Below are 22,733 nucleotides of genomic sequence, written 5' to 3'. Positions count from 1 at the left end.
TCCCAAAGGCGCCGCGACGTTGAGAACACGAAGTAGCGTCGTAGGTAGTCACCCTGAACCGAGGTATCCATGTCTACGAGCGCACCCGCGCGTCGCGGATTCCGTCGCCCCACCAAAGACGACGGTCCGCGCGCGAGCATTAAACAACTTCTGCCGTACGTCTTCGAGCACAAACGCGTACTCGTCGTCGTGGGTGTTCTCAGTGTGTTGGCGGCGGCGGCGACGCTCGGCCAACCGCTCCTCGTGGGTTCTGTCATCGAACGCGTGCAAGCAGACGAAAGCCTGGGCCTGCTCGTCTGGGCGCTCGTTGCGCTCGTCATTGTTTCGTCAGTCATCTCCGGGTTTCAGCACTACCTATTGCAGCGCACCGGCACCGCGGTGGTGTTCTCCAGCCGACGTCGATTGATCGCGCGAATCCTGCATCTTCCGATTCGCGAGTTCGATGCCCGCCGCACCGGCGACCTCGTTTCACGCGTCGGCACCGACACGACGCTGCTCTACGCCGTGCTCACCCAGGGCCTCGCCGATTCGATCGGAAACGTGCTCATTTTCGCGGGCGCAATCATCGCGATGCTGATTCTCGACCCGATTCTGCTGCTGCTGATTCTCGTCGTCGTGGGAGCATCCGTTGCGGCTGTTGTCGTGCTGAGTGGGCGCATTCGTGCGGCAACTCGAGTGCAGCAAGAGAAGGTCGGCGAGCTCGCATCCGGTGTCGAGCGTGCGATTGGTTCAATTCGGACGGTGCGCGCGTCAGGCGCCAGCGAGCGCGAGCAACGCACGATCACATCGGTCGCCGAAGACGCGTACGATGCCGGTGTGCGGGTGGCGAAGGCATCCGCACTTGTCGTGCCGGTCGCGGGAATCGCGCTGCAGGTTTCGCTGCTCGTCGTGCTGGGCGTCGGCGGATTCCGCGTGGCCTCGGGTGCTCTGACGATCGCGAATCTCGTGACGTTCGTCATCTTCTTGTTCTTGCTTATTCAGCCGCTGGGCTCATTCCTCGGTGCAATCACGTCGGTCGGCCAAGCCCTCGGTGCTTTGGGACGCATTCAAGAGGTACTCGACCTGCCGACAGAAACGCAAGATGACAAGGCCGATGCCGCGTCAGCGCCTGCAGCGATTGCGTCGAGCGCTGCACTCTCGTTCCAGAATGTGCACTTTCGGTATCCGGATGCTGTTGTCACAGCGCGGAAGAAAGCCGAAACTGAGGCGCTCACGCTCTTAGAAGGTGCGCGCTCTGATACCTCAGCGATCGACACTGAAACGGCAGGCCGGAAGCCCGGTGATGTGCTGCGCGGAGTGTCGTTCGACGTGCCACGCGGAGCGCGTGTTGCGCTGGTCGGCCCTTCCGGCGCCGGTAAAAGCACAACGCTGTCGCTCATCGAGCGGTTCTACGACCCGACCGACGGCGCGATTTTGCTCGATGGCCGAGACATCCGTGACCTCGACCGTGAAGAGCTTCGTGCGCAGCTGGGATACGTCGAACAGGACGCGCCTACTCTCGCCGGGACGATCGCGGGCAATCTGCGGCTCGCCTCACCCGACGCCACAGACGACGAGTGCGAGCAGGTGTTGCATGCGGTGAACCTCGGCGATGTACTCGAGCGCAGTCCTCTCGGGATCGACGCGCCAGTTGGCGAATCAGGAGTCATGCTCTCCGGTGGCGAGCGCCAACGGCTCGCGATCGCGCGAGCACTGTTGGCTGCTCCCCCCATCCTGCTCCTCGACGAGTCGACGTCATCCCTCGATGGACTCAACGAGCAGCGGATGCGCGAAGCAATCGACGCCGTCGCAACCGGCCGCACTCTCATAGTGATTGCGCACCGTCTCTCCACTGTCGTCGACAGCGACATCATCGTCGTACTCGACCACGGTGAGGTTGTCGGCCAAGGCACTCACTCCGAGCTCGTCGCTTCCACTCCCCTGTACCGAGACCTCGCAAAACACCAGTTGCTCGTATAGTCGGCTCGCTAGGTCAGTAACTGGATGAGCTGCACTTCGATCGAGCCCGACGTGGCAGCATTAATCGTCTCGCCGCGTTCGTAGCGGTCTAGTACACGTGGGTCTACGTAGCTACTGCGAGCAATCGACGGGGTATTTCCGAGTACGTCTGCGGCGTCTCGCATGGCAGCGGCGACAGCACGACGTTGCGCGGCGACAGACTTTTGCGGACCCGCCTTGGCGAGGCTTATAGCTGCAGCACCGGTGCCGTGGAGGGTACGAAAGTCTTTGGCGGTGAATTCTCCCCGGAGCCGCCGACGGAGATCATCGTTGATTTCCTCGGGCTGAAGCGGATGCCACGACCCTTCGCCCTGCCAGGCGAGAAGCCGGGCCTGCCCACCGCGACGCTTGAGTCGAGCCACGAGTTCTGCGAGCTCAGCATCGTGAATGTCCGACTCCCACGCTTGGCCACTTTTGCCGGGGAATCGAAGCTCGACGATCTCACCCGATCGGACGGTGGCATGTGTTCCACGCAGAGTAGAGAGGCCATAACTTCCGTGTTCGTCTGCGTACCGCTCCGAACCGACACGGAGGCTGCCGGTGTCGAGCATGCGGAATGCACCCGCGAGCACCCGCAAGCGCGTCAAGCCGTCTTGGCGGATATCGATTGTTACTCCCCGGCGGGCTGCGGGGAGTGCCGCTGCGAGCTCCAGCATCCGGTCGAACTTCACACGATCGCGCTGAATACGCCAGGCCGGGTGATAGATGTACTGACGGCGTCCTGCTTCGTCGAACCCCAGCGCCTGGATGTGACCGTTTGCGTAGGGAGCGATCCACACGTCTTTCCAGGCCGGCGGGATGACGAGAGATGTGATTCGTTGCCGTATCTCGCGATCCTGAAGCGCACTCCCACTGGTGTCGACATAACCGAAGCCGCGTCCGCGCCGCACGCGTGTGATCCCGGGCTTCGCGGGTTGACTTCGACGCAACCGTGTCATGTGGTCATAATCTCACGCACGAGAAATGGACCGAGCCCCTCGACAACAGAGCTGAATGTGTGCGCAGTTATTGAAAACACACAGCGCATGCGGGTGTGCTCGACGAGCTCACCTTCTAGGCTCGGCATATGAGCGAACCATTCTCGACCACCCCGAAGCAGACTTTGCTGACAAACGCTGGTCCGCTGAGCAAGAGCACGTTCGTACTGGGGGCGCTCTCCGCGCTGAACTACGTGCTGGGAACAGCGCTCGTCTCGTGGATCCTGCCGGGGAATCTCGTCGCAATCGCAATCGCCACAGTATTCCAATACGTTCTCCCGCTCGCGGGCATCGTGGTTGGCACGATGGCCCGCCGCCGGGAGGGCCAGCACCGTGCGTCGAAGATCGGACTCCTGCTGTCTTACCTTTCCATCGCGGCGGCGGCATTCCTTCTGATCATTGAGGTCTACGGGGCGCTTGCCGCATAAAGTCGCTCGCCACTCCCCCGTCGGCGACGGCGCACCGCGAGTGCGCTACTTATGCGCAGGCGCGTACTTGAGGCGGTATCGGAGCGATGCGAGCTCGGCGCGAAGAGCGGCAGGAACCGTGCCCTCGAACGTGGCGTAGAACTCCTCCGTTAGGTCGGCCTCTTTCTGCCACGACTCGGTGTCGATAGCGAAGAGCGCGTCGAGATTGGCTTTCGGCACATCAATACCCTCGAGGTTGAGATCTTCGATGCGAGGCAGGCGACCGATCGGACTTGCCACCGCGCCCACCTCTCCTTCGACGCGGCGAATGATCCAGTCAATGACGCGCGAGTTCTCGCCAAAGCCCGGCCACAAGAAGCCGCCATCTTCGCCTTTGCGGAACCAGTTGACCTGAAAGATTCTCGGCGCGCGGTCAAACCACAACTGCTGTCCGATATTGAGCCAGTGCGCGAAGTAGTCGCCCATGTTGTATCCACAGAATGGCAGCATGGCGAACGGGTCGCGACGAAGCTCTCCGACTGTGCCTTCAGCGGCAGCTGTGCGTTCTGACGAAATATTGGAGCCCATGAAGACGCCTTGACTCCAGTCGGCAGCTTCAACGACAAGCGGAACATTCGTGGCGCGACGTCCGCCAAAGAGGATGGCGTCGATGGGCACACCTTCGGGGGCATCCCAGTCGTCAGCGATCTGGGGGCATTGGGATGCTGAGACCGTAAACCGAGAGTTTGGGTGCGCTGCCGGTCGCCCGGAGTCCGGTGTCCATGGGTTCCCTTCCCAGTCGGTGAGGTGCGGCGGAGCTTCTCGGGTAAGGCCTTCCCACCACACATCTCCATCGGGGCGAAGCGCCACATTCGTGAAGATGGTGTTGCCCCAGAGCGTCTCGACCGCGGCCACGTTGGTCTCGTCTCCGGTTCCCGGGGCGACCCCGAAGAATCCGGCCTCGGGGTTGATCGCCCACAGCCGTCCATCTTCACCCGGCCGCAACCAGGCGATGTCATCGCCGAGCGTTTCGACCCGCCAACCCGGAATCGTTGGCCGCAGCATCGCGAGGTTCGTCTTGCCGCATGCCGAGGGGAACGCTGCGGCAACGTGGTAAGCCTTGCCCTCGGGGCTGATGACCCGAATGAGCAACATGTGCTCGGCGAGCCATCCTTCGTCCCGGCCAATGACCGACGCGATGCGGAGCGCAAAGCACTTCTTCGCGAGAATCGCGTTTCCGCCGTATCCCGACCCGTATGACCAGACCTCGAGCGCCTCAGGAAAATGCACAATGTACTTTTCGTCATTGCACGGCCACGCGACATCCTGCGCTCCCGGCACCAGCGGCGCCCCGACAGAATGCACGGTCTTGACCCAGGGCTGGCCCTCAGCGATGAGCTGACGCACCTCGTCTCCGACACGCGTCATGATTCCGATGGAAGTGACTGCGTAGGCGCTGTCAGTGATCTGCACACCGATTTGCGACAACGGACCACCCACCGGACCCATCGAGAAGGGCACGACGTACATTGTGCGACCCCGCATCGAACCAGCAAACAGCGGCTTGAGAGTCTCACGAATCGCGACCGGATCGGCCCAGTTATTTGTCGGACCGGCGTCGGTTTCACTCTCAGAAGCAATAAATGTTCGCGCCTCGGTTCGAGCGACGTCGCTCGGGTGAGAACGGGCGAGGTATGAGCCGGGGCGCCACTCCGGGTTCAGCTTGATGAGCTTTCCCTCGGTCACCATTTCGTGCAAAAGAACTTCGTTTTCACGAGGCGACCCGTCGACCCAGTGAATTCGATCGGGCTGTGTAAGTCCCGCGATCTCGTCTACCCAATCTTCCAGCGCGGTCGTGGCGGGTGCTGCGTGGGTGAAAGTTTCGGCGATTGCCATAACGACTCCTTTGCTGGAAGTGGCGAGATATTGTCCGTCTTTCTTCACTTTGGTCGCCTCAAAAGCTTTTTTACACGACTATTCTCCGAAATTTCTTGATTTCTTTCGCTATGATCAAGGAATGGCGCAGCGCACTATGGAACTGACCACCCTCGGGCATCGCATTCGCCATTACCGGCAGACCGCGGGACTCACCCTCGACGAGCTCGGAAACGCCGTAGGCGTTGCGGGAAGCCACCTCAGCCTTATCGAGAACGGCAAGCGTGAGCCGAAGCTGTCGCTGCTGCAGTCTGTAGCGCGCGCGACGGGCACCGACCTCTCACAGCTGTTGTCCGCTGAGCCCCCGAATCGGCGCGCAGCGCTGGAGATTGAGTTGAACCGCGCTCAATCGAGCACTGTGTTTCGTCGGCTGGGGGTTGCGCCGGTGAAGGTCACGAAGTCAACACCAGACGAAACCATCGAGACGGTGCTCGGGCTCCATCGCGAGCTTCAGCGCCGCGAGCGAGATGCGATAGCCACCCCCGAAGAAGCTCGTCGAGCAAACACCGAGCTTCGTCATCGCATGCGCGAAAAGAACAACTATCTGCCCGGGATCGAGGCGTTGGCAGAGAAGCAACTGAAAGCGGTGGGCCACACCTCAGGCGCTCTCACTCACCGAAGCGTCAGTGTGATGGCAGAGCAGCTCGGCTTCGAGTTGCTCTACGTGAGTGATTTGCCCCACTCGGCGCGCTCTGTCACCGATCTCGAGAATGGGCGTATCTACCTTCCACCCGCATCGATTCCTGGCGGCCACGGGTTGCGATCAATGGCGTTGCAAGCGATGGCGCACCGACTACTCGGTCACACCCAGCCAACCGACTACGCGGACTTTTTGCAGCAACGGCTCGAGATCAACTACTTCGCCGCGTGCTGCCTCATGCCCGAGACCAACGCCGTCGCGATGCTGCAGCAGGCCAAGCGCGATCGAGATATTGCTGTCGAGGATTTTAGGGATGCGTTCGGGGTTACTCACGAGGCGGCGGGCATGCGGATGACGAACCTCATGACCCAGCATTTCGATATCCCGCTCCACTTTCTCCGGGTCGACAGCGCGGGCGCAATCAACCGCGTGTATGAAAATGATGACCTCCCGCTGCCGATGGACGTCACGGGTGCTGTCGAAGGGCAGGTTGCCTGCAAGTGGTTCTCTGCTCGCTCAGCGTTCAGTGAGCAGAACCGCACAACCGAGCACTACCAGTACACCGACACGCCCTCGGGTACCTTCTGGTGCGCAACGCAAACCGGAACGACTTCGGAGGGTGAATTCTCCATCACCGTCGGCGTACCGTTCGACGACTCTAAGTGGTTTCGCGGCCGCGAGACGAACAAGCGGGCCACGTCTATCTGCCCCGACGAGTCCTGCTGCCGGAAGCCTGCCGCGGATGCCGCAGCCCGGTGGCGCGGAAAATCCTGGCCGAGCGCCCGGGTCCACATGCAGATGTTCTCGCCGCTCCCCCGCGGCGCGTTTCCAGGGGTCGATGACAACGAGGTGTACTCGTTCCTCGACCGGCACGCGTCGAGCTGACCCGCGGTCTAGCTGAACGGGTTAGGTGTGAGCGTGTACTTCGTCTGAAGATACTCGTGGATGCCTTCAGCCCCACCCTCACGCCCAAGCCCCGACATCTTCCAGCCGCCAAAGGGTGCCGCAGCGTTTGAAACGACGCCGACGTTCAGCCCCATCATCCCGGTCTCCAGCTTCTCAATCATGCGCTGACCACGGGCGAGGTCCTGGGTGAAGACGTAGGAGACAAGACCGAACTCCGTGTCGTTCGCGATGCGAACCGCATCAGCTTCGGTATCGAAAGGCACGATCGCCAGCACGGGGCCAAAGATCTCTTCGCGCAAAATCTCGCTACCCGCGGCGACATCAGAGAGCACTGTTGCTTCGTAGAATGTGCCAGCTCGGTCGATCGCTTTGCCGCCGGTACGAAGGTCTGCGCCACGCTCGAGCGCATCATCGACGAGTCTCGTAGCCTTGGCGACTGCGCGATCATCGATCAGGGGCCCGATCGTCACATCCGATTCAGTGCCACGACCGACTCCAAATTTCTGCACACGCTCGGTGACGCGGCGGGCGAACTCTTCGGCGATGCTCCGCTGCACAATGAACCTGTTCGCAGCCGTGCATGCTTGCCCGATGTTTCGGAACTTTGCTGCGATTGCGCCCTCAACGGCCTTGTCGAGGTCGGCATCATCGAACACGACGAACGGCGCATTTCCCCCGAGTTCCATGGATGTTCGCAGCACGCCACCCGCGGCCTGCGCGAGAAGCTTCTGCCCGACTGCGGTAGATCCTGTGAACGAAAGTTTGCGCAGTCGCGAATCGCTGATGATGGGCTCTGACACCCCGACGGAATCGCTCGTTGTGAGCACGTTGACCACACCCGCTGGAACGCCGGCTTCTTCGAGCAGTCGCGCAAAAAACAGGGTCGTCAGCGGCGTGAGTTCAGCCGGCTTAATGATGAGCGTGCATCCGGCGGCGAGCGCGGGCGCAATCTTTCGCGTCGCCATCGCGAGCGGAAAGTTCCACGGCGTGATGAGGTAGCACGGCCCGACCGGATGCTGCGACACAATCATGCGTCCGGTTCCTTCGGGGTTTGCGCCATAGCGTCCGTGTACCCGCACGGCCTCTTCACTGAACCACCGTAAGAACTCCCCGCCGTAGGTCACCTCGCCGCGTGACTCGGCGAGGGGTTTTCCCATCTCGAGGGTCATCAGCAGCGCAAATTCATTTGAGCGCTCTTGCAGCAGGTCGAAGGCGCGGCGCAAGATTTCACCTCTCACGCGGGCAGGTGTCGCCGACCATTCCGGAAACGCTGCGGATGCGGCATCCATCGCAGCCTTGGCATCTGCCGGGGTTCCGGAGGCAATCGTTTTGATCACGTCGCCGGTTGATGGGTCTGTGACATCGAGCGTGCTGTTGTCGCTCGACGACCGCCACTCACCGCCGATGAAAAGGGCTGCGGGTACCCGCCCCAGCAGTTCGCTCTCACTGATCTCAGTCATGTTTCTCCCGACTCGCACGCGCGGATGGATCAGTTCATCTTTACACCCAGCAGCGTTACACGCGCAGCTATCCGGGCAAGTATTGGTGCTCCCATTCGCTGCCATTGCGCGTGTACTCGACACGACGACTTGCAGCGTTCGGGTGAGATACCCAGAACAGCATGCGATGCGGTTTCACCGCGTATCCCACCCAACCCTGCGGCTGCTGTGGTGCGGGCACCCGCTCGGCATAGTGAGCCCATTCCGAAACGCGGGTGGCCAGCGGCATCCGCGCGTACTCTGTCGTGTTGAGCCACGCAAGCTGCTGCAGGTAGGGCGAGCGCTTCTCGTAGGCATCTGATACTTCAGCTGCCGGGGCAATCGATGCTGTGCCCTGCACGACGAGTTGTCTGGTGAAGCCGGGCCACAAAACAGTGAGCGCAACCCGCGAGTTCTGTGCCAGGTCTTGCACCTTTTGGCTTTGGGTGTCGGTGTGAAAAAAGAAGCTTTCGCCGTCGAACTCGCTCAGCATGACGGTGCGGCTTCGAGGGAACCCTTCGGAGTCGATCGTTGAGAGCGTCATCAGCAGGCGCGGCTCATCGGCCGTTGGGAGCCAGTCAGCGGCAAGCGCTGACGGGTCGTGCATCGGGTCGTCCGACTGCACCGGATCGGTGGTGTGATCGATGAGCGGGATCTCGACAACCGTCGTGGCTGTCTGCTGCATTTCGCCGCTCATGCGAATTCGAACCCGTCGATCTCGGCGAGCGCTTCACTGACGAAGTTGACCCCTGCGGTAAACAACCTCTCCCCGTCTTCTGCGTTCGCCCCGGTGGGGTCACCGATCACGCCGCTCGGCCCGAAGTCGTCGCTCGTCCAGCCGAACATGACCGGCTTCTTGTTGAACCCGATGTGCTGGAGGCCCGCGATCTTTTTGGGAACATTGCGCGGTGGCAGTTCTGGCGCAACCAGGTGAGGGGCGAGGTGCATGACGATCGACGTCTCGCCAAAGCCCGCATGGATGCCCTGGCCGAGTTCGTCTGGGCGTCCATCGATTCCGTCGCCGGCCGCAGCGATGCCCGAAGGCATCGAGAATGAGCGCAAGCCGAATCGGCGGTGGAGCTCGCGATTGACCCAGCCGAGGAGCATGACGTTTCCGCCGTGGCCGTTGACGAAAACAACGGTCTTTACGGGGGTCATCGCAATCGAACGGCCAATTTCGATGAGCTGTTCGAGCAGCGTCGTGCCCTCCATCCACAGGGTTCCCGGAGCCCAATAGTGTTCATCCGACTTCGCGTACGAGATCGTCGGGAGAAGCCAGGCGTCTATCCCGTTCGCCGCCACGCGCTCCACTGCAGCCGCCGCGACAGATTCAGCAACGAGCGCGTCGGTACGAAGCGGCAGGTGGGGGCCGTGGTGTTCGATCGCGCCAATCGGAACCACCGCGATCGAGCGTTCCGATGTTGCGGCAACGAGGGATGGTCCAGAGAGATCAGCCCACGCGCGAGAGTTTGAACGAAAAGCCGTGCTCATCGGATCGCTCCTTTCGTGGGACCGGCATAGTCGGGGTTGAGTTTCCCCGGGTTGAGTAGGCCCTGTGGGTCTGTGCTCTGCGCGAGTTCGAGTGTTTCTTGCAGTCGGAAGTCGACGTTCCACTGGTGAGGGTTGTGGACTCCGACTTTCAGCTCGCCGAGCTTTTCGATTCCGGCGTACACCGCTTCCGGGCTTTCGTAGATACCCGCCAGCATCCCGATTGGCACGGTGTGTCCGGCCTCGATGTGCAACAGTCCACCGGGATACACGGCGTGCACGTCGTCGATGCGGTCGACGAGCGCATCGCCCGAGACCTCGACGTGAAAGTAGACGCCGGGTTCGGACTTCTGGAGCCACTCGATCGGGTGGTTGTAGCTCAGCACCGAGAGCGCGGCCGAAACTGAAGGCCCCTCACGAACGTCTTCGATACGACCGCCTGCACCCTCGATGATGGCGGATGCCTCGGCAACAATGCTCGCGTCGACGATCATCCGCAACGAGCTTCGTCCGGCGGGGAAAGCGTCATCGGGCGGCAGCTGAGCCGTGATGTGTGGGGTGTCTGCAGAAACCAAGCGCGGAGCGGGCTGCATGCGTCCCAGCTTGCGAAGTACCGACAACGAACCGGCGAAATCCGTGAACGAGGCATACAAGCCACGCCAGTCTTGGGCGGGCTCAAGTCGCACGGTCGCACGCGCGATGATTCCCGCGGTGCCGTAGTTGTGTACAAAGCCCTGCGCTTCGTCGCCTTCAACGTGCAGCAGCTCGCCGTCGGATTCTGGCGTCACGACGTCGAGAGCTGAGACAAACCCGGCGTCGTTACTGCCGTGCAAGATCGTTCCGGTGCCACCGGAGCCACCCCCCAGAAAACCGCCGATCGTGGAGTGCACCGTGGACGGGTACATCCACAACTGCTTTCCTTCCGCGCGCGCGGCCTGTTCGAGCGCGGTGATGGGTGCGCCCGCATCCGCTGTGATTGTGTCGCCCGACACACCGATAACAGCGCGCGCCCGCGACATATCAAGCACCAGGCCACCCGACATCGGGATGGCCTGCCCATAGTTACCGGTGCCTTTGCCTCGCGGAGTCACAGGAACTCCGCGGCGAACGGCAGCCGCGACGACTCCGGCGATCTGTTCGGCGTTGGTGGGAAACGCCACAAGATCTGCGATACCGAGTGGGAGGAGCTCGGCGATGATGGGCGACATCCGCGCACCGTCGACGGATGCCTTTTCTCGCTGCCGTGCGTCGCGACTGACACCGCGTGGCCCCAGCAGTTGAATAAGGTCGTGCTCCAAAGCGGAGTAGTCAGGCTCGGTCATGGAATTCTCCTTCACTGCATCTCCCGAACGCAGAGCACGACGAGCCGGGTGATGAGTCACTCGTCGGATGGAATGCCATTGCGGCACTTCTATCGTGGGGCATGTTTCGGTAAGCATCAGCACCTCGACGACGACCGTGGGCAAAGGCGGTCGATCCTGATGTGCGTAGCGGTAATGTGCTGGCATGCCGGAAACCACCGTGACAACGTCGCCGATGCCCGCGCCGGGCGACCCTGAGTCGTCGTCGCGCGCGCTGGGAGCGCGAATTCGCGCGCTCCGCAAAAGCCGAGGAATGACCCTCACTCAGGCCGCGACCGAAGCGGAGCTCTCGCATTCGTTTCTCAGCCAAGTGGAAAGAGGCGTTGAACGCCTGAGCATGGCGTCGCTGTTTCGCATCGCTCGCGCGCTCGGAACAACCCAACAGGCGCTCCTCACAGAAGATGCCGGCGAGCGTCCTTCCGGCGGTTTTCACATCTTTCGTGGCGAAGGTGACTCGCCCGTCGATGCCGGGACTGGGCCTGTGACGATTCTCGCGCAACAGCACGCTCGCTTTGTACCGATGATCTTCTCCGGCAGCTTCACTGACGCCACCTGGTGGCAACACGACGAAGAAGAGTTCATCTTCGTCCTCGAAGGCGAAGTGATCGTCGTCATCGACGAGGACGAGATTTCGCTTTCTGCCGGTGACTCCACGTACTACGAGGGTGGAGTGCGCCACAAATGGCGGACTCCAGAAGGTGCCACCTGCCGAGTTCTGGTCGTCAAAGAGCAGCAGCACAGCAGTTAGCATCTGCACGCTCGTCATGATCCTCCCCCCAACGCTTCAGCAACCGTAGCCAGGTCCGCGGCATACGCGAGCTCGTCTCCATGGCGCGTGCCACCGGCGATGACGACTCCCCCAACCCCCGCGGCGGTCAACAACGATTCGCCGTACTCGACCGCTGCGCGCACCCCCTCAGCACGCACGTCTTTCGCATTGAGAAGTCGTGAAATGAACCCGGTGGGAAGCTTGGCCGCATGAAATGAAGCCAGCAGTATTGCACCCTCGCGGTCTACGACCAGAGGGACCCCCGGCAGCACGGGCACATCGGCGCCGGCATCGCCACACGTAGCGATGAAGGCTTCAACGTCGGAGACATCGCCGCAGTACTGCGGCCAGCACATCTGACCACCGGCACGCTGTTTCTCCCGCACGCGCGCACCGCGCTTTTCGATGGGAGGTGCGGCAGGTGACTCCGCGAAAGAGGTGAGAAGCCCCAGAGAGCGCGCGCGCGAAAGCATGGTCGTCGATTCGAGATCAAACACCGCACGCGCATCGGGACGATCCCCGGTAAACGTGTGATCTCCGGTGACGCAGTGGATGCCGGCAATACCTATTTCTTGCAGGGACAGCATCTCCCGGTCCAGGGCCGCACGGTTTCGGTCGCGTGCGTTTACCCCCATCCACACCCGAACCCCGGCCTGTGCCATGAGAAACGCGCGGTACGAAGGCGGAAACTGCGTCCTTGACGTTCCAGCGTCGCCCGAAAGCACGACGTCGGCACGGCCACGCAGCACGTCGGCAACGCGGGGAACGTCGCACGAGGTCATCGCCCGCACCGGGAACCCGGTGACCACCAGGGGACGCCGACGCATGATCCGTCCGACTTCTTTCGCCGCTGCGGTCGCTGCGTTCGGTGTGGCGGCGGTCGCAGGTTCCGACCATGACACCGGCAGGTGCCGGCTCAGAAAGACACACGGTGCAGGATCAACTTCGCAGCTGCTGTCTTCGTTGACGCCGCCGCACGGACCAAAGGTCATCGATTTGGGGCACGCGGTCAGAGTCATCGGCCCTCCATTCGAATGCGGTGGGCAATATCCGCCAACAGGAGAGACGCACGTACGCCTGTCGGGTCATCGGACATTCCGAAAACACTCAAATGGACGCCAGCAACACCCGAGATCGCCGCAAGCTCGTGCGCGAGCGAAACGGCATATTTGATGCCCACCTGCTCCGGCTGCGATGCTCTGCTCAGTTGTTCGCGAAGACTCGGCTCGACAACCGTCCCGGGGAGAGTGCTGAGACCGTCGGCAGCAGCAGCAGAGAGCACCACTGGAATCACCGGAATCAATGGGATTTCGGCGCCAATCATTTCGAGGTCTTCACGAAAGCGCGCGACAGCATCCGCTCCGCCGCACATGTTGACAAGGCACATTTCCGCACCCGCGTTCAGCTTTTGTCGCAGCCGCTCGGCCCGACGGGCCACAGGGTGCGCGGCCGGCTGCTCGGCAACCGCAACGAGATGACCGCCGCGGTGGGCGAGCGCCGCGAGACGCGTGGAATCAAGATCGAATACGGCCGCCGATGTGTCCTTATCGCGACGCGTCGGGTAATCGCCTGTCAGTGCGAGCACCGCGGCGACCTGTACATCGGCGAGCGCCGCGAGTTCGCCTTCTAAGGCGACGCGATTGCGGTCACGGCAGGTCAGCGCCGAAATCACGTTGAGTCCAGAGGCTTGAATCAGAGCGGCACGATGGGCGGGGGCAAGAGTCGGACCGGCTGTGGCGAGCTCACCGAGAACAGCCGCTGAGAGCACACTCGCGAGGCGCGCTGATGTGTCGGCCACGACGGATGAGTCGGTTGCCCGGAGCATCAGGTCGGCGGTTACTACCCATTCGCTTCGCAGGCGTTCCGCAAACCGAATCGCCCCCGCATGCTGTCCGCCAGTGTCAGCGCGAAGGTCACGAAGGCCGTCAGGATGCCCAGCGGCGAGCGCCGAGGGCGACCACAATGGAGTCGGCGCGTCGATAAAGCCACAGCGAGCGTCTTGGGCCTCGCACTGTGCGTCTTCTCGGACGCCACCGCAGGGCCCGAAAACCATATGTTTGGGGCACGTCCCGGTCATCATTTCACGCACGGGATCACCTCATGTTCTTCGCTGGTAGCGTGCACACCTAGACTGCCCGCGTGGACACGGACTACATTTCGACAGCATCGGCGACGCTCACCCAGTGGATTGAACAGCTTTCCTCGCCGACCCCGGCTCCGGGTGGCGGTGCGGCGGGTGCTGTTGTGTTGGCGATCGGTGCCGCAACGGCCCAGATGGCAGCGGGCTACGCCGCCGAATCCGGGAGCCGCACGAGAACACTGCGTACTGCCCAAAGAGTGAGAGAACTCGCGCTGCGCGCAACAGACGATGATGCCGCGGCTTCGGCGGCCCTCGCCGCAGCGTACCGGAATCATTCCGCCACCAGTTCGTCGCGAGCTGCCGCAATCGATGCAGCCGGTCGATCGAGCATCGCGGTGGTGCGCATCGCGAGCTCCATGATTGATGTCTTGGACTGGCTGAGCACACACGGTGAGCCGAGGCTGCTGCCAGACGTCGCGGTCTCCGCCGCGCTGACCGCTGCAGCGATTCGCACAAGTTGCATCAATATAGCCAGCAGTGCGAGCGCCGCGGTGGGTGAGCAAAACATCGAGTACTTGCACTCCGCTCGCAGAGACGCCGAACTCTTGGCGGATCGGTTCACTGCTATCGCTGCTAATACGACAAGCGCCGGGTAGGACGAACCCGACGCGCGCCCACCTCCCCGTGCTCGCGAAACCATGCAATGAATTGCGCGACGCGGGAAGGTGGGCACTCATGTCGTCAGTTCTCAGTTCATCGAAATGTCGGTGTCGATGAACTCGTTCGTGTAGAGCGAATCGATGTCAATCGCGTCGGCGTCGCTGGAGCTGATGCTGCCCGATTCCACGAGGAAGGGGACGAACTCATCGAGGATCGACTGCATCCGGTCCTCGTCGAACTGGCCGAAGACACCCGATGCGGGGTCGTTCTGCACGATGCCGAGTTCTAGCTGCTGCTGCACCGAGAATTCCGCCACACCCTCGGAGTATGCCCAGCCCGTGTCGTACGTGTCGACGAGGTCCATGATCAAGGCGATGGCATCGCTCGGGTCGTTCAAGAAGTCGATCTGAGACTGCTGCATGATCGGTACGAGCCTGGCGAGGCAGCCGCTGTACTCTTCAACAGCATCCGCCCGCACCGCGAGAGGTTCAGGGTAGATCGAGTAGCCCACGTCGGAGAGCAACTGGTAGCTGACCGGCTTTCCCCACTCCGAGATCTCGTTCTCGTAGATGTAGGGCTCGGCCGTGGCGAAACCCTGCTGCAGGATCGTCGGGTCAGAAACGAAACGCTGCGGAGTGCCCTCATAGCTGAGATCGATCTGCGACGAATCGATCATCCCCTGCGACAGCAGGAGGTTGGGGATGACGTCACCCGACGTCACGACCGGAGCGCCGTCGGCCGCCGCCTCGGCGATTGTGTCGGCGCCGGGGTGGCTCTCGGGATCCCACACCAGAATCTGCGGACTGTAGGTCAGTTGCGACGTAACGGCGACGGTGGGCTGATCAGCGGCTGCGACGATCGCCGCATCCGTGTTGACCGCGCCGATCATGATGTCCTGGTCGAGGTACATCAACGCCGGAACAGGCTGGAAGTTGACGTTGGGGCCGCCGGGGCGCACCTCGATGTCGACACCGGTATCGACGCCCTGGGCCACGAGCGAGCCGGTCACCGACTTCACATCGTTGTCAATCGTGTAGTCATCGCCGACGAGGGCATACATGGCGCCGTGCTCGGCTTCCGGCTGCCAATCCTGTTGCATGACGACTGTTGCCGGGCACGAGTCCGAAAGATCGAGTGCGCTCCCTGCCTCGGCCGCGGGGGCTGAACCTCCTGTTGCGGCTTCTTCGGGCTCGCTGTCTGATGAGCACGCGGCAAGACTCACCGCTACAGAGAACACGATGCCAGCAGCAATGGAACGTTGAAAGTGACGCGCGAAAGTGGGTTTCGACACAGATTCCTCCTAGTGATGTGCAGATGGTGTGGTGCGGTGGTGCGTACGGGAGCCGTCAACGGTTCTTCCAGCCGAACAGACGTCCGACGACGGCACGGTCGAGAGCAGCGAACACGGAGAACACCAGCACGCCGAATAAGGCAGTGAAAATGATGGCTAAGAACAGTGATTCCATGTTCAATCGCAGCGTGTAGGTGCGCAGCAGGCCACCGATACCCTGACTGCCCTGCTGGAAGAAGAAGTCCCCGACGATCGCTCCGATCACGGAGAGTCCGGCTGCATTGCGCAGGCCCGTAAAGACCGAGGGAATCGCCGCGGGAAGCTGAAGCTTGATGAGTCGTTGACGACGCGTCGCTTTGTTGAGGGTGAAGAAATCGTGCGCCGATGCATCCGCAGACTGCAGCCCGAATAGGGTGTTCGAGATCATCGGGAAAACCGCGATGATGACGCACACCACAATGCGGGCCGGTATGCCGTATCCCATCCAGATCCCGATGAGCGGGGTGAGCGCGAGAATCGGAATGGTTTGCAAGATCACGGCGTAGGGGTAGAGCACTCGCTCAGCAAGTCGTGACTGCGACATCAATATGGCCCATCCCATACCGATCACAACGGCGGAAGCGAGACCCACGAGGGCAACGATCGTCGTCTGTCCGAGTGCGGCGAGCATCGGCGCGACGACTTGAGGGTTTCCTACCGTCTCGATGACGACTTGATGCGGTGGCGGAAGCAAGAACCGGCGATTCTCGGTGAGCAGGAGATATGAGACGGCATACCAAATCACCAGGAGCCCGATGATCGCGGCAAGGATCGGAAAAGCCCGCGCACCGGCGCGACGCATCGCGCCAGCCGACGAACGTTTCGCATCCGTTGCGACTGGCGGATGTGGCGTGGACGCGACCGGTGTTCCAGCTACTGTGACTTCGCCGCTCATGCGTTGACCTCCAGCATCTGAGAAATGTGACCCGCGATGCGGCCGAACTCCGGCTCATACCGCAACTCGGGAGGCCGTGGATATGACCAGGGCAACGTGATGTCGTCGACGATGCGACCGGGGCGACCGCTCATGACGAGAACGCGACTCGAGAGGTACACCGCTTCCGAAATGGAGTGAGTGATGAACAGTGCAGCGAAAGCCTTCAGTTGAAAAAGGCGCTGCAGTTCGGTCTGCATCTTCAAACGGGTGATTTCATCGAGGGCGCCGAAAGGTTCGTCGAACAGGGCGAGCTGGGGCTCAGCGACGAGAGCGCGGGCTATCGACACCCGCATCCGCATGCCGCCCGAGAGCTCACGCGGATGCTGTTCTTCGAAGCCTCCCAGGCCCACCATCTCGAGGGTCTCCGATGCCCTTCGACGCCGTTCTGATGGACTGACGCCCGCCAGCTCACCGACGAGTTCGACGTTCTTTTGAGCAGTCCGCCACTCCAGCAGTGTCGGATCTTGGAAAACGAAGCTTGTGACATCGGCTTCTACGTCGAGCGTGCCGTACGAAACCTCCTCAAGCCCCGCAGCCAGCCGTAGCAGAGTTGACTTGCCACACCCGGAAGGACCGACAATCGAGACGAATTCTCCTCGCGATATGTCGAGCGACACTCCGGTGAGCGCGCGCGTTCCGGTAGAAAAATCCTTTGTCACATTGTCAAAGCTCAGCGTCGGAACGGTCGTCGCCGGGCGATCTGCTCGTTGGGTCATGCTCGGATCTCTTTCGCCTCGATGATGCTCACATCGACCGCATCAATCGCGAGTCGGCGACGAGCAATGACTCGCCCTCCGCGAATCACAATGCGCTCTGGGGCCCGCTCTGCGACGGCTTCTGCGACCGATGTCGCGCGTACCAGAATCATGTCGGCGACATCGCCGACAGCGCCCGTCGCGCGGGGCAAATTCATGAGTCCACGCCCGGCGGTGACAACTTCCCACGCCGCGCGGGGCGTCAGATGTCCCGCAAGCACAAGCGCAGCAACAACATCGATCATGTCGCCGTTTCCCAGCGGGTTGAACGGGTCTTGAACGTTGTCGCCTCCGGCTGCGAGACCGACTCCCGCCTCCAGAATGGACCGCAGCGGAGGAAGTGCACGCGGAGTGGCGGTGGGATGTTCCCACCCTTGGAGGTAGAGATTCGTCAGTGGGTTCGTGATGATGCTCACGCCAGCAGCCGCAGCCTCTGAGAGCACGACCGCGAGCGTTTCGGGTGTTTGCATCGCAAGGCTCACGCAATGACCGGCAGATCGCGTCATCGACGCCGGCCAGCGCGACGTCAGACGTGCGAGGTCTCGGATTCCGAGAGAGTTCGGGTTGAGCGTCTCGTCAGTGTGGATATCAACGCCGAGTCCCGCTTCCTCAGCGAGCTGCACAGTGCGTTCGATCTCAGCCTGGGGATCGGGAGAAAGGTGGGGTGCGTCACCTAACAGATCAACACCAAGCCCGATCGCCTCGCGGATGACGTCAGATTCACGGTTGTAGCCGTGCATCGCAACCACCTGAAGATCTACGAAACCGCGGAACTCTTCCCTCAGTTCGATGACGGCGCGAATTCCCCGAAGCGGATCTGGTCCCTCGTGATAGTTCACATGGGTTCGAATCGCGGTCACGCCCGCACGCATCGCGGCAGTGAGCTGGCGGCGCGCATTGATCTTGATCTGCTCGTAGGTGAGAAGTTCACCGAACGACTGCCAACATGACACGGCATCTTCGAGAGAGCCCTCGGGGCTACCCGCCGCGCTCCAGGTATAGGCCTTGTCGACGTGCGCGTGGAGGTCGGCCATCGGCGGCAGCAGCATCCAGTCCGATGCGTCGACATCCACTCCTGCGGCGAGGCCTTCAGCATCCCTGTTCACGATGCGACCATCCGCGAACCCCACTGAGACAACCGTGCCGTCAAGATCTGTCACGGCACGCAGCGACCGCACGGTCTCACCGGGGACTAGCTCGTCGGGGCGGCGAAGAAGCATGTCACTCACTTTCAGGGGAGCTCAGAGTTGTGAATTCCTGTTGGCATGACCAACAATTAAGATCATTCAACGTGCAGCGTGTTTCCGTGACCAGCGGCCACTGTTGCGTCTCTGTTACACGTCAACCGATAGAACCGATTGCAAGATCCCGCTATCGCTAACGTTGTTCCACATAATCGATCAGGAGCAAGTGTGAGCTTTTTCAGTGACGTCGAGCGCGATCTGGTGGTCGCGGCACGAACCGATGTGGCATCCGGGGTCGTTGCTCTTGACCTTGTCTCCCACAACGGTCGAGACCTGCCCGCGTGGACTCCTGGCTCTCACGTCGATCTCATTTTTCCCGCCGTCAACGGCGGAGCGACCGTCGAGCGGCAGTATTCGCTGTGCGGCGACGCGAGTGACCGCTCAGCCTGGCGGGTCGCCGTCTTGCGCGAAGCCGATGGGCGCGGCGGCTCGGTGCGCGTGCACGACGAGGTGGCAGTCGGCCAGCGCCTGCGCGTGCGCGGACCACGCAATCACTTCTCGTTCGACGTAACACCCGGTACCTCGTACCGCTTCATCGCGGGCGGAATCGGCATCACGCCGATCATGTCGATGGTGAAGGCAGCGGATGCCGCGGGCGCTGACTGGACACTCGACTACACCGGCCGCTCGCGCGAGACCATGGCCTTCGTCGCGGAGCTGGCATCGGCGCACCCGACGCGCGTGCGGGTCTTCGCGGCAGACGAAGGCGCACGGCTGAGCCTTGACGATCTGATTCAAAGCGTGGACGAAAGCACAGCAATCTATGCCTGCGGCCCCGCGCGGCTTATCGAGGCCTTGGAATCAGGATTGGCCACAGCGGGCGACAGCGTGCTGCACGTTGAGAGGTTCGAAGCGAAAGAGTTTGGTGAGCCGCTCTGGTTGGAAGCTTTCGAGGTAGAACTCGCACTCAGCGGCGACGTGGTCACCGTCGAACCTGAGCAGACCATCATTGAGGCCATTGCCGAGCAGTCCCCGGACACGATTGTGCTGTCGAGCTGTCGTCGCGGCACGTGCGGCACGTGCGAAGTACCGGTTCTCGAAGGCGAGATCGAGCACCGCGATTCAATTCTCACCCCGGTGGAACGAGAAGAGAGCCTCGTCATGATGCCCTGTGTTTCGCGGGCGGCATGCCCACGCATCGTCCTCGATCTGTAGCGGGCGCGCGGCCGGCTGTCACGGCGTACGGTGTGCGGTCTCCCAGTAGTCGAGCGTGATGATGTCGGCCGGGAGCACATCATCGATCGCAAGCAGCAAACGCTCGCCCTCAGCACGGTGCGCAATGGCTGTCGCCTTGTCGGGCCAGCCCTCGTCATCGTCGAAGTGTTGCTCGAACTGCGCTACCCACTTCGTGACCTCGGCCTCAAGCTCCGGGGGTAAGACCGGATCTCCGTACCCGCACACTCCGTCTTCGGCCCAGAACGGCCACGACGCACCGGAGGCGTTCATCAGTTTGTATTGCATGTTCAGTTCCCTTGGTCGTTTGGAGTTGCATGACACAAAATTCAAGACCAACTACGAGGTGATTCGCGCTTTCAGGTTTGCCACGAGATCGGCTTCGCGCGCTGACACCAACTCGTAGTCACGGACGACTGGGCGACCGCCGACAAACACATGACGGGGCTTTCGCCCGGGAGATGCCCAGAGCAACCCGGCGATCGGGTCGGCAACGCCGGCGTCCGAAACGCCGGAGACGTCCCAGACACACAGATCGCCGCGAGCACCCTCGCGCAGGTGCCCAATATCGGTACGGCCAAGGCCGGCGGCGCCACCAGCTGTTGCCATTGCCAGAACTGTGCGAGCAGGCAACTGCGGACCAACAAGCCCAGAAACCTGCATCGCAAGGCGCGCGTCGGCAAGAAGGTGACCGGCGTCATTCGATCCGCCGCCAGACGTCCCGAGGCCGACCTCGATACCCGCCTCCAAAAGGGCGTGCACGGGCGCTATCCCCCAGCCCATCGGCACATCGCAACCGGGCGCGTGGGTGCCCGTCACACCACCTTCGGCGAGGCGCGCGATTTCGGCGGGCGTCACGTCGCACAGATGCGCGATAGTCACATCCGACGACAACCATCCCCAGTCTTCGAGGAGGTCGAGCGGGCGCCGCCCGTACTTCTCAAGAGCGATCTCGGTATCGACCTGCTCGTTGGCCTGAGTGCGGCGACGAAGACCGTGGCGCGCGGCCACCTCGCCGAGCAGCCGAAACGTTGCTTCGCTATCGGAGTGCACTCCGGCGGGCCCAACGGCGAGCTGCAGCATTCCGTCATGAGTGACGCCGCCGTCATGACCGCCGGCGAGGAGGGCCTGAGCGATCGCCTCGGCGCTCGCGGCCGCCTGCTCGGGGTCGTCACGGGCAGACCCGCGAACGAACACGAGACGCGCACCGAGAGCCGTTGCCGACTCCGCGATGGCACGCGCAATGGCGACGGTGTCGGCGACAGGATCGGTCGAGCCGCTCGGATTCGGCCAGTTGAGCTGATGGTCGGCGGTCGTGGTGACCCCGCTCAGGAGAGACTCGGCAAGGCCAACAGCCGCGGTAGCTCCAGTGAGTGACGCATCTATTCCCGCTCGTGCATATGCCGCCGCCATCGCCGGGAGCCATTCACGCATTGGCACGCCCCGCGTGCCCGGCAGGGTGCGAAAGCCGGTTTGCAAGAGGTGGTGGTGAGCATTAACGAGCCCAGGGGTGACAACACAGCCCGTGACATCCCACGTCTCGCCGCCTGGCGCGCCAGACCCGGCAACACGACCGTCATCGGCGATATGAAGATCGCCATCCCGCTCGTCGGCGGGATCGATCATGATGCGCTCAGCGCCGGAGAGTGTCAGCATCCTGCTAGCTTGCCAGGCGCTCCGCAGTCTCTACGACGTTGGCCACGAGCAGAGCACGCGTCATCGGACCGACACCACCGGGGTTCGGCGAGAGCCACCCGGCAACCTCGGAGACGGCCGGATCGATGTCGCCGGCAAGCTTCGCCCGACCAGACTCGGTCGTGCCGACGCGGGTGACTCCGACATCAAGCACCGCAGCGCCCGGCTTGATCCAGTCGGCCTGCACGATGTGAGGCTGACCGACAGCTGCCACGACGATATCGGCGCGCCGGACTTCGGCAGCCAGGTCTTTTGTGCGCGAGTGCGTCAGCGTGACCGTGGCATCCGTACCCTTGCGGGTAAGCAGAAGGCCGAGCGGGCGACCGACCGTGATGCCGCGGCCAATCACCGTCACGTGTTTGCCTGCGATGTCGATGCCGTGACGCTCAAGCAGCTGAATGATGCCGGCGGGAGTGCACGGGAGGGGCGCAGCAACAGCTGTCGCCGGGTCGACACCCAAGACGAGCCGACCGAGGTTCATCGGGTGCAGCCCATCAGCATCTTTGGCCGGATCGATGAGTTCGATGATGCGGTTCTCATCGATACCCTTCGGCAGCGGCAACTGCACGATGAATCCCGTCACTGCGGGGTCTTCGTTCAGCTCATGAACCGCTGCTTCAATTTCTGCTTGAGTCGCCGTTGCCGGCAACTCTTTCGAGATCGATGCGACGCCAACCTCGGCGCAGTCACGGTGTTTTCCCGTGACATACGAGCGTGAGCCGGGGTCGTCGCCGACGAGCAGCGTGCCGAGGCCTGGCACGCTGCCTCGCGCCTCGAGCGCGACAACACGCTGGCGCAGCTCTTCTTTAATCGCGGCCGCTGTCGCGACGCCATCAAGCTTCTGTGCAGTCATGTCATTCCCTCCTCAAGGCGGCCTCGCCCCGAGTCGTGTGTGTGCGG

At 62.3% G+C, this 22,733-nt stretch carries 21 protein-coding genes; 6 read left to right on the top strand and 15 right to left on the bottom strand.

The window, feature by feature from the left end; genetic code table 11:
- Positions 1-69: 69 nt before the first annotated feature.
- Positions 70-1,959 carry an ABC transporter ATP-binding protein gene (locus tag FHS06_RS06100; protein WP_167046772.1) on the top strand — a complete coding sequence of 630 codons (1,890 nt, stop codon included), beginning with the start codon at positions 70-72 and terminating at the stop codon, positions 1,957-1,959.
- An 8-nt stretch (positions 1,960-1,967) separates the two neighbouring features.
- Here the strand turns inward: FHS06_RS06100 and FHS06_RS06095 are convergent, their stop codons facing one another.
- The gene (locus FHS06_RS06095) at positions 1,968-2,936 is read right to left on the bottom strand and encodes a DNA topoisomerase IB (protein ID WP_167046769.1); all 969 of its coding nucleotides are present in this window, start codon (positions 2,934-2,936) and stop codon (positions 1,968-1,970) included.
- 128 nt (positions 2,937-3,064) lie between these two features.
- On the opposite strand from FHS06_RS06095, the gene FHS06_RS06090 reads away from it, so the two are divergent.
- The gene (locus FHS06_RS06090) at positions 3,065-3,403 is read left to right on the top strand and encodes a hypothetical protein (RefSeq protein ID WP_167046767.1); all 339 of its coding nucleotides are present in this window, start codon (positions 3,065-3,067) and stop codon (positions 3,401-3,403) included.
- A 45-nt stretch (positions 3,404-3,448) separates the two neighbouring features.
- Here the strand turns inward: FHS06_RS06090 and FHS06_RS06085 are convergent, their stop codons facing one another.
- Positions 3,449-5,278 carry a phosphoenolpyruvate carboxykinase (GTP) gene (locus FHS06_RS06085; RefSeq protein WP_167046764.1) on the bottom strand — a complete coding sequence of 610 codons (1,830 nt, stop codon included), beginning with the start codon at positions 5,276-5,278 and terminating at the stop codon, positions 3,449-3,451.
- 121 nt (positions 5,279-5,399) lie between these two features.
- Between FHS06_RS06085 and FHS06_RS06080 the strand changes: the two genes are divergently transcribed.
- The gene (locus FHS06_RS06080; protein WP_167046761.1) at positions 5,400-6,842 is read left to right on the top strand and encodes a helix-turn-helix transcriptional regulator; all 1,443 of its coding nucleotides are present in this window, start codon (positions 5,400-5,402) and stop codon (positions 6,840-6,842) included.
- Between the two features lie 8 nt (positions 6,843-6,850).
- Here the strand turns inward: FHS06_RS06080 and FHS06_RS06075 are convergent, their stop codons facing one another.
- The 4 genes from FHS06_RS06075 to FHS06_RS06060 form a co-directional block, all read right to left on the bottom strand.
- On the bottom strand, positions 6,851-8,323 hold the full coding sequence (locus FHS06_RS06075) for an NAD-dependent succinate-semialdehyde dehydrogenase (protein WP_167046758.1): 1,473 nt from the start codon (positions 8,321-8,323) through the stop codon (positions 6,851-6,853).
- 67 nt (positions 8,324-8,390) lie between these two features.
- On the bottom strand, positions 8,391-9,038 hold the full coding sequence (locus tag FHS06_RS06070; RefSeq protein ID WP_243845263.1) for a pyridoxine/pyridoxamine 5'-phosphate oxidase: 648 nt from the start codon (positions 9,036-9,038) through the stop codon (positions 8,391-8,393).
- Positions 9,035-9,832: a creatininase family protein gene (locus tag FHS06_RS06065; RefSeq protein ID WP_167046755.1), complete on the bottom strand. Its 798-nt coding sequence runs from the start codon at positions 9,830-9,832 to the stop codon at positions 9,035-9,037. Before FHS06_RS06065 ends, FHS06_RS06070 begins: the two co-directional genes overlap by 4 nt.
- On the bottom strand, positions 9,829-11,151 hold the full coding sequence (locus tag FHS06_RS06060) for an FAD-binding oxidoreductase (protein WP_167046752.1): 1,323 nt from the start codon (positions 11,149-11,151) through the stop codon (positions 9,829-9,831). Before FHS06_RS06060 ends, FHS06_RS06065 begins: the two co-directional genes overlap by 4 nt.
- 184 nt (positions 11,152-11,335) lie before the next feature.
- Here FHS06_RS06060 and FHS06_RS06055 point away from each other — a divergent pair, with 184 nt between their 5' ends.
- Positions 11,336-11,938: a helix-turn-helix domain-containing protein gene (locus tag FHS06_RS06055; RefSeq protein ID WP_243845262.1), complete on the top strand. Its 603-nt coding sequence runs from the start codon at positions 11,336-11,338 to the stop codon at positions 11,936-11,938.
- A gap of 14 nt (positions 11,939-11,952) precedes the next feature.
- Here the strand turns inward: FHS06_RS06055 and FHS06_RS06050 are convergent, their stop codons facing one another.
- Complete coding sequence (locus FHS06_RS06050; RefSeq protein WP_167046749.1) at positions 11,953-12,978, bottom strand: methylenetetrahydrofolate reductase C-terminal domain-containing protein; 1,026 nt, start codon at positions 12,976-12,978, stop codon at positions 11,953-11,955.
- Entirely contained in the window at positions 12,975-14,012 is a 1,038-nt protein-coding gene (locus FHS06_RS06045) for a methylenetetrahydrofolate reductase (protein ID WP_167046746.1), read from the bottom strand. The genes FHS06_RS06050 and FHS06_RS06045 overlap by 4 nt, the downstream gene beginning before the upstream one ends.
- Positions 14,013-14,098: 86 nt before the next feature.
- Between FHS06_RS06045 and FHS06_RS06040 the strand changes: the two genes are divergently transcribed.
- Complete coding sequence (locus FHS06_RS06040) at positions 14,099-14,695, top strand: cyclodeaminase/cyclohydrolase family protein (RefSeq protein ID WP_167046743.1); 597 nt, start codon at positions 14,099-14,101, stop codon at positions 14,693-14,695.
- A gap of 92 nt (positions 14,696-14,787) precedes the next feature.
- On the opposite strand, the gene FHS06_RS06035 is transcribed toward FHS06_RS06040, so the two are convergent.
- From FHS06_RS06035 to FHS06_RS06020, 4 genes are read right to left on the bottom strand one after another with little or no spacing between them, the layout of a single operon-like run.
- A complete protein-coding gene (locus FHS06_RS06035) occupies positions 14,788-15,990 on the bottom strand; it encodes a hypothetical protein (RefSeq protein WP_167046740.1) in 1,203 nt (400 codons plus the stop codon).
- 55 nt (positions 15,991-16,045) lie between these two features.
- Positions 16,046-16,924, bottom strand: coding sequence for an ABC transporter permease (locus tag FHS06_RS06030; RefSeq protein WP_167046737.1), 879 nt, complete (start codon positions 16,922-16,924; stop codon positions 16,046-16,048).
- Complete coding sequence (locus tag FHS06_RS06025) at positions 16,921-17,682, bottom strand: ABC transporter ATP-binding protein (RefSeq protein ID WP_167046734.1); 762 nt, start codon at positions 17,680-17,682, stop codon at positions 16,921-16,923. The genes FHS06_RS06030 and FHS06_RS06025 overlap by 4 nt, the downstream gene beginning before the upstream one ends.
- Positions 17,679-18,941: an amidohydrolase family protein gene (locus FHS06_RS06020; RefSeq protein ID WP_167046731.1), complete on the bottom strand. Its 1,263-nt coding sequence runs from the start codon at positions 18,939-18,941 to the stop codon at positions 17,679-17,681. The genes FHS06_RS06025 and FHS06_RS06020 overlap by 4 nt, the downstream gene beginning before the upstream one ends.
- A 192-nt stretch (positions 18,942-19,133) precedes the next feature.
- On the opposite strand from FHS06_RS06020, the gene FHS06_RS06015 reads away from it, so the two are divergent.
- Positions 19,134-20,120 (top strand): PDR/VanB family oxidoreductase, encoded by a 987-nt coding sequence (locus FHS06_RS06015; RefSeq protein ID WP_167046729.1) that lies wholly within the window; start codon positions 19,134-19,136, stop codon positions 20,118-20,120.
- A gap of 18 nt (positions 20,121-20,138) precedes the next feature.
- Here FHS06_RS06015 and FHS06_RS06010 read toward each other — a convergent pair whose 3' ends face one another.
- From FHS06_RS06010 to FHS06_RS06000, 3 genes are read right to left on the bottom strand one after another with little or no spacing between them, the layout of a single operon-like run.
- Positions 20,139-20,426 carry a hypothetical protein gene (locus FHS06_RS06010; protein ID WP_167046727.1) on the bottom strand — a complete coding sequence of 96 codons (288 nt, stop codon included), beginning with the start codon at positions 20,424-20,426 and terminating at the stop codon, positions 20,139-20,141.
- 51 nt (positions 20,427-20,477) lie between these two features.
- On the bottom strand, positions 20,478-21,794 hold the full coding sequence (locus FHS06_RS06005; RefSeq protein WP_167046725.1) for an amidohydrolase family protein: 1,317 nt from the start codon (positions 21,792-21,794) through the stop codon (positions 20,478-20,480).
- 4 nt (positions 21,795-21,798) lie between these two features.
- On the bottom strand, positions 21,799-22,686 hold the full coding sequence (locus FHS06_RS06000; RefSeq protein WP_167046723.1) for a bifunctional methylenetetrahydrofolate dehydrogenase/methenyltetrahydrofolate cyclohydrolase: 888 nt from the start codon (positions 22,684-22,686) through the stop codon (positions 21,799-21,801).
- Positions 22,687-22,733: the final 47 nt, after the last annotated feature.

The organism is Microbacterium halimionae (assembly GCF_011761265.1).
Lineage (GTDB): Bacteria > Actinomycetota > Actinomycetes > Actinomycetales > Microbacteriaceae > Microbacterium > Microbacterium halimionae.
This window is presented reverse-complemented; position numbering and strand designations above follow the sequence as displayed.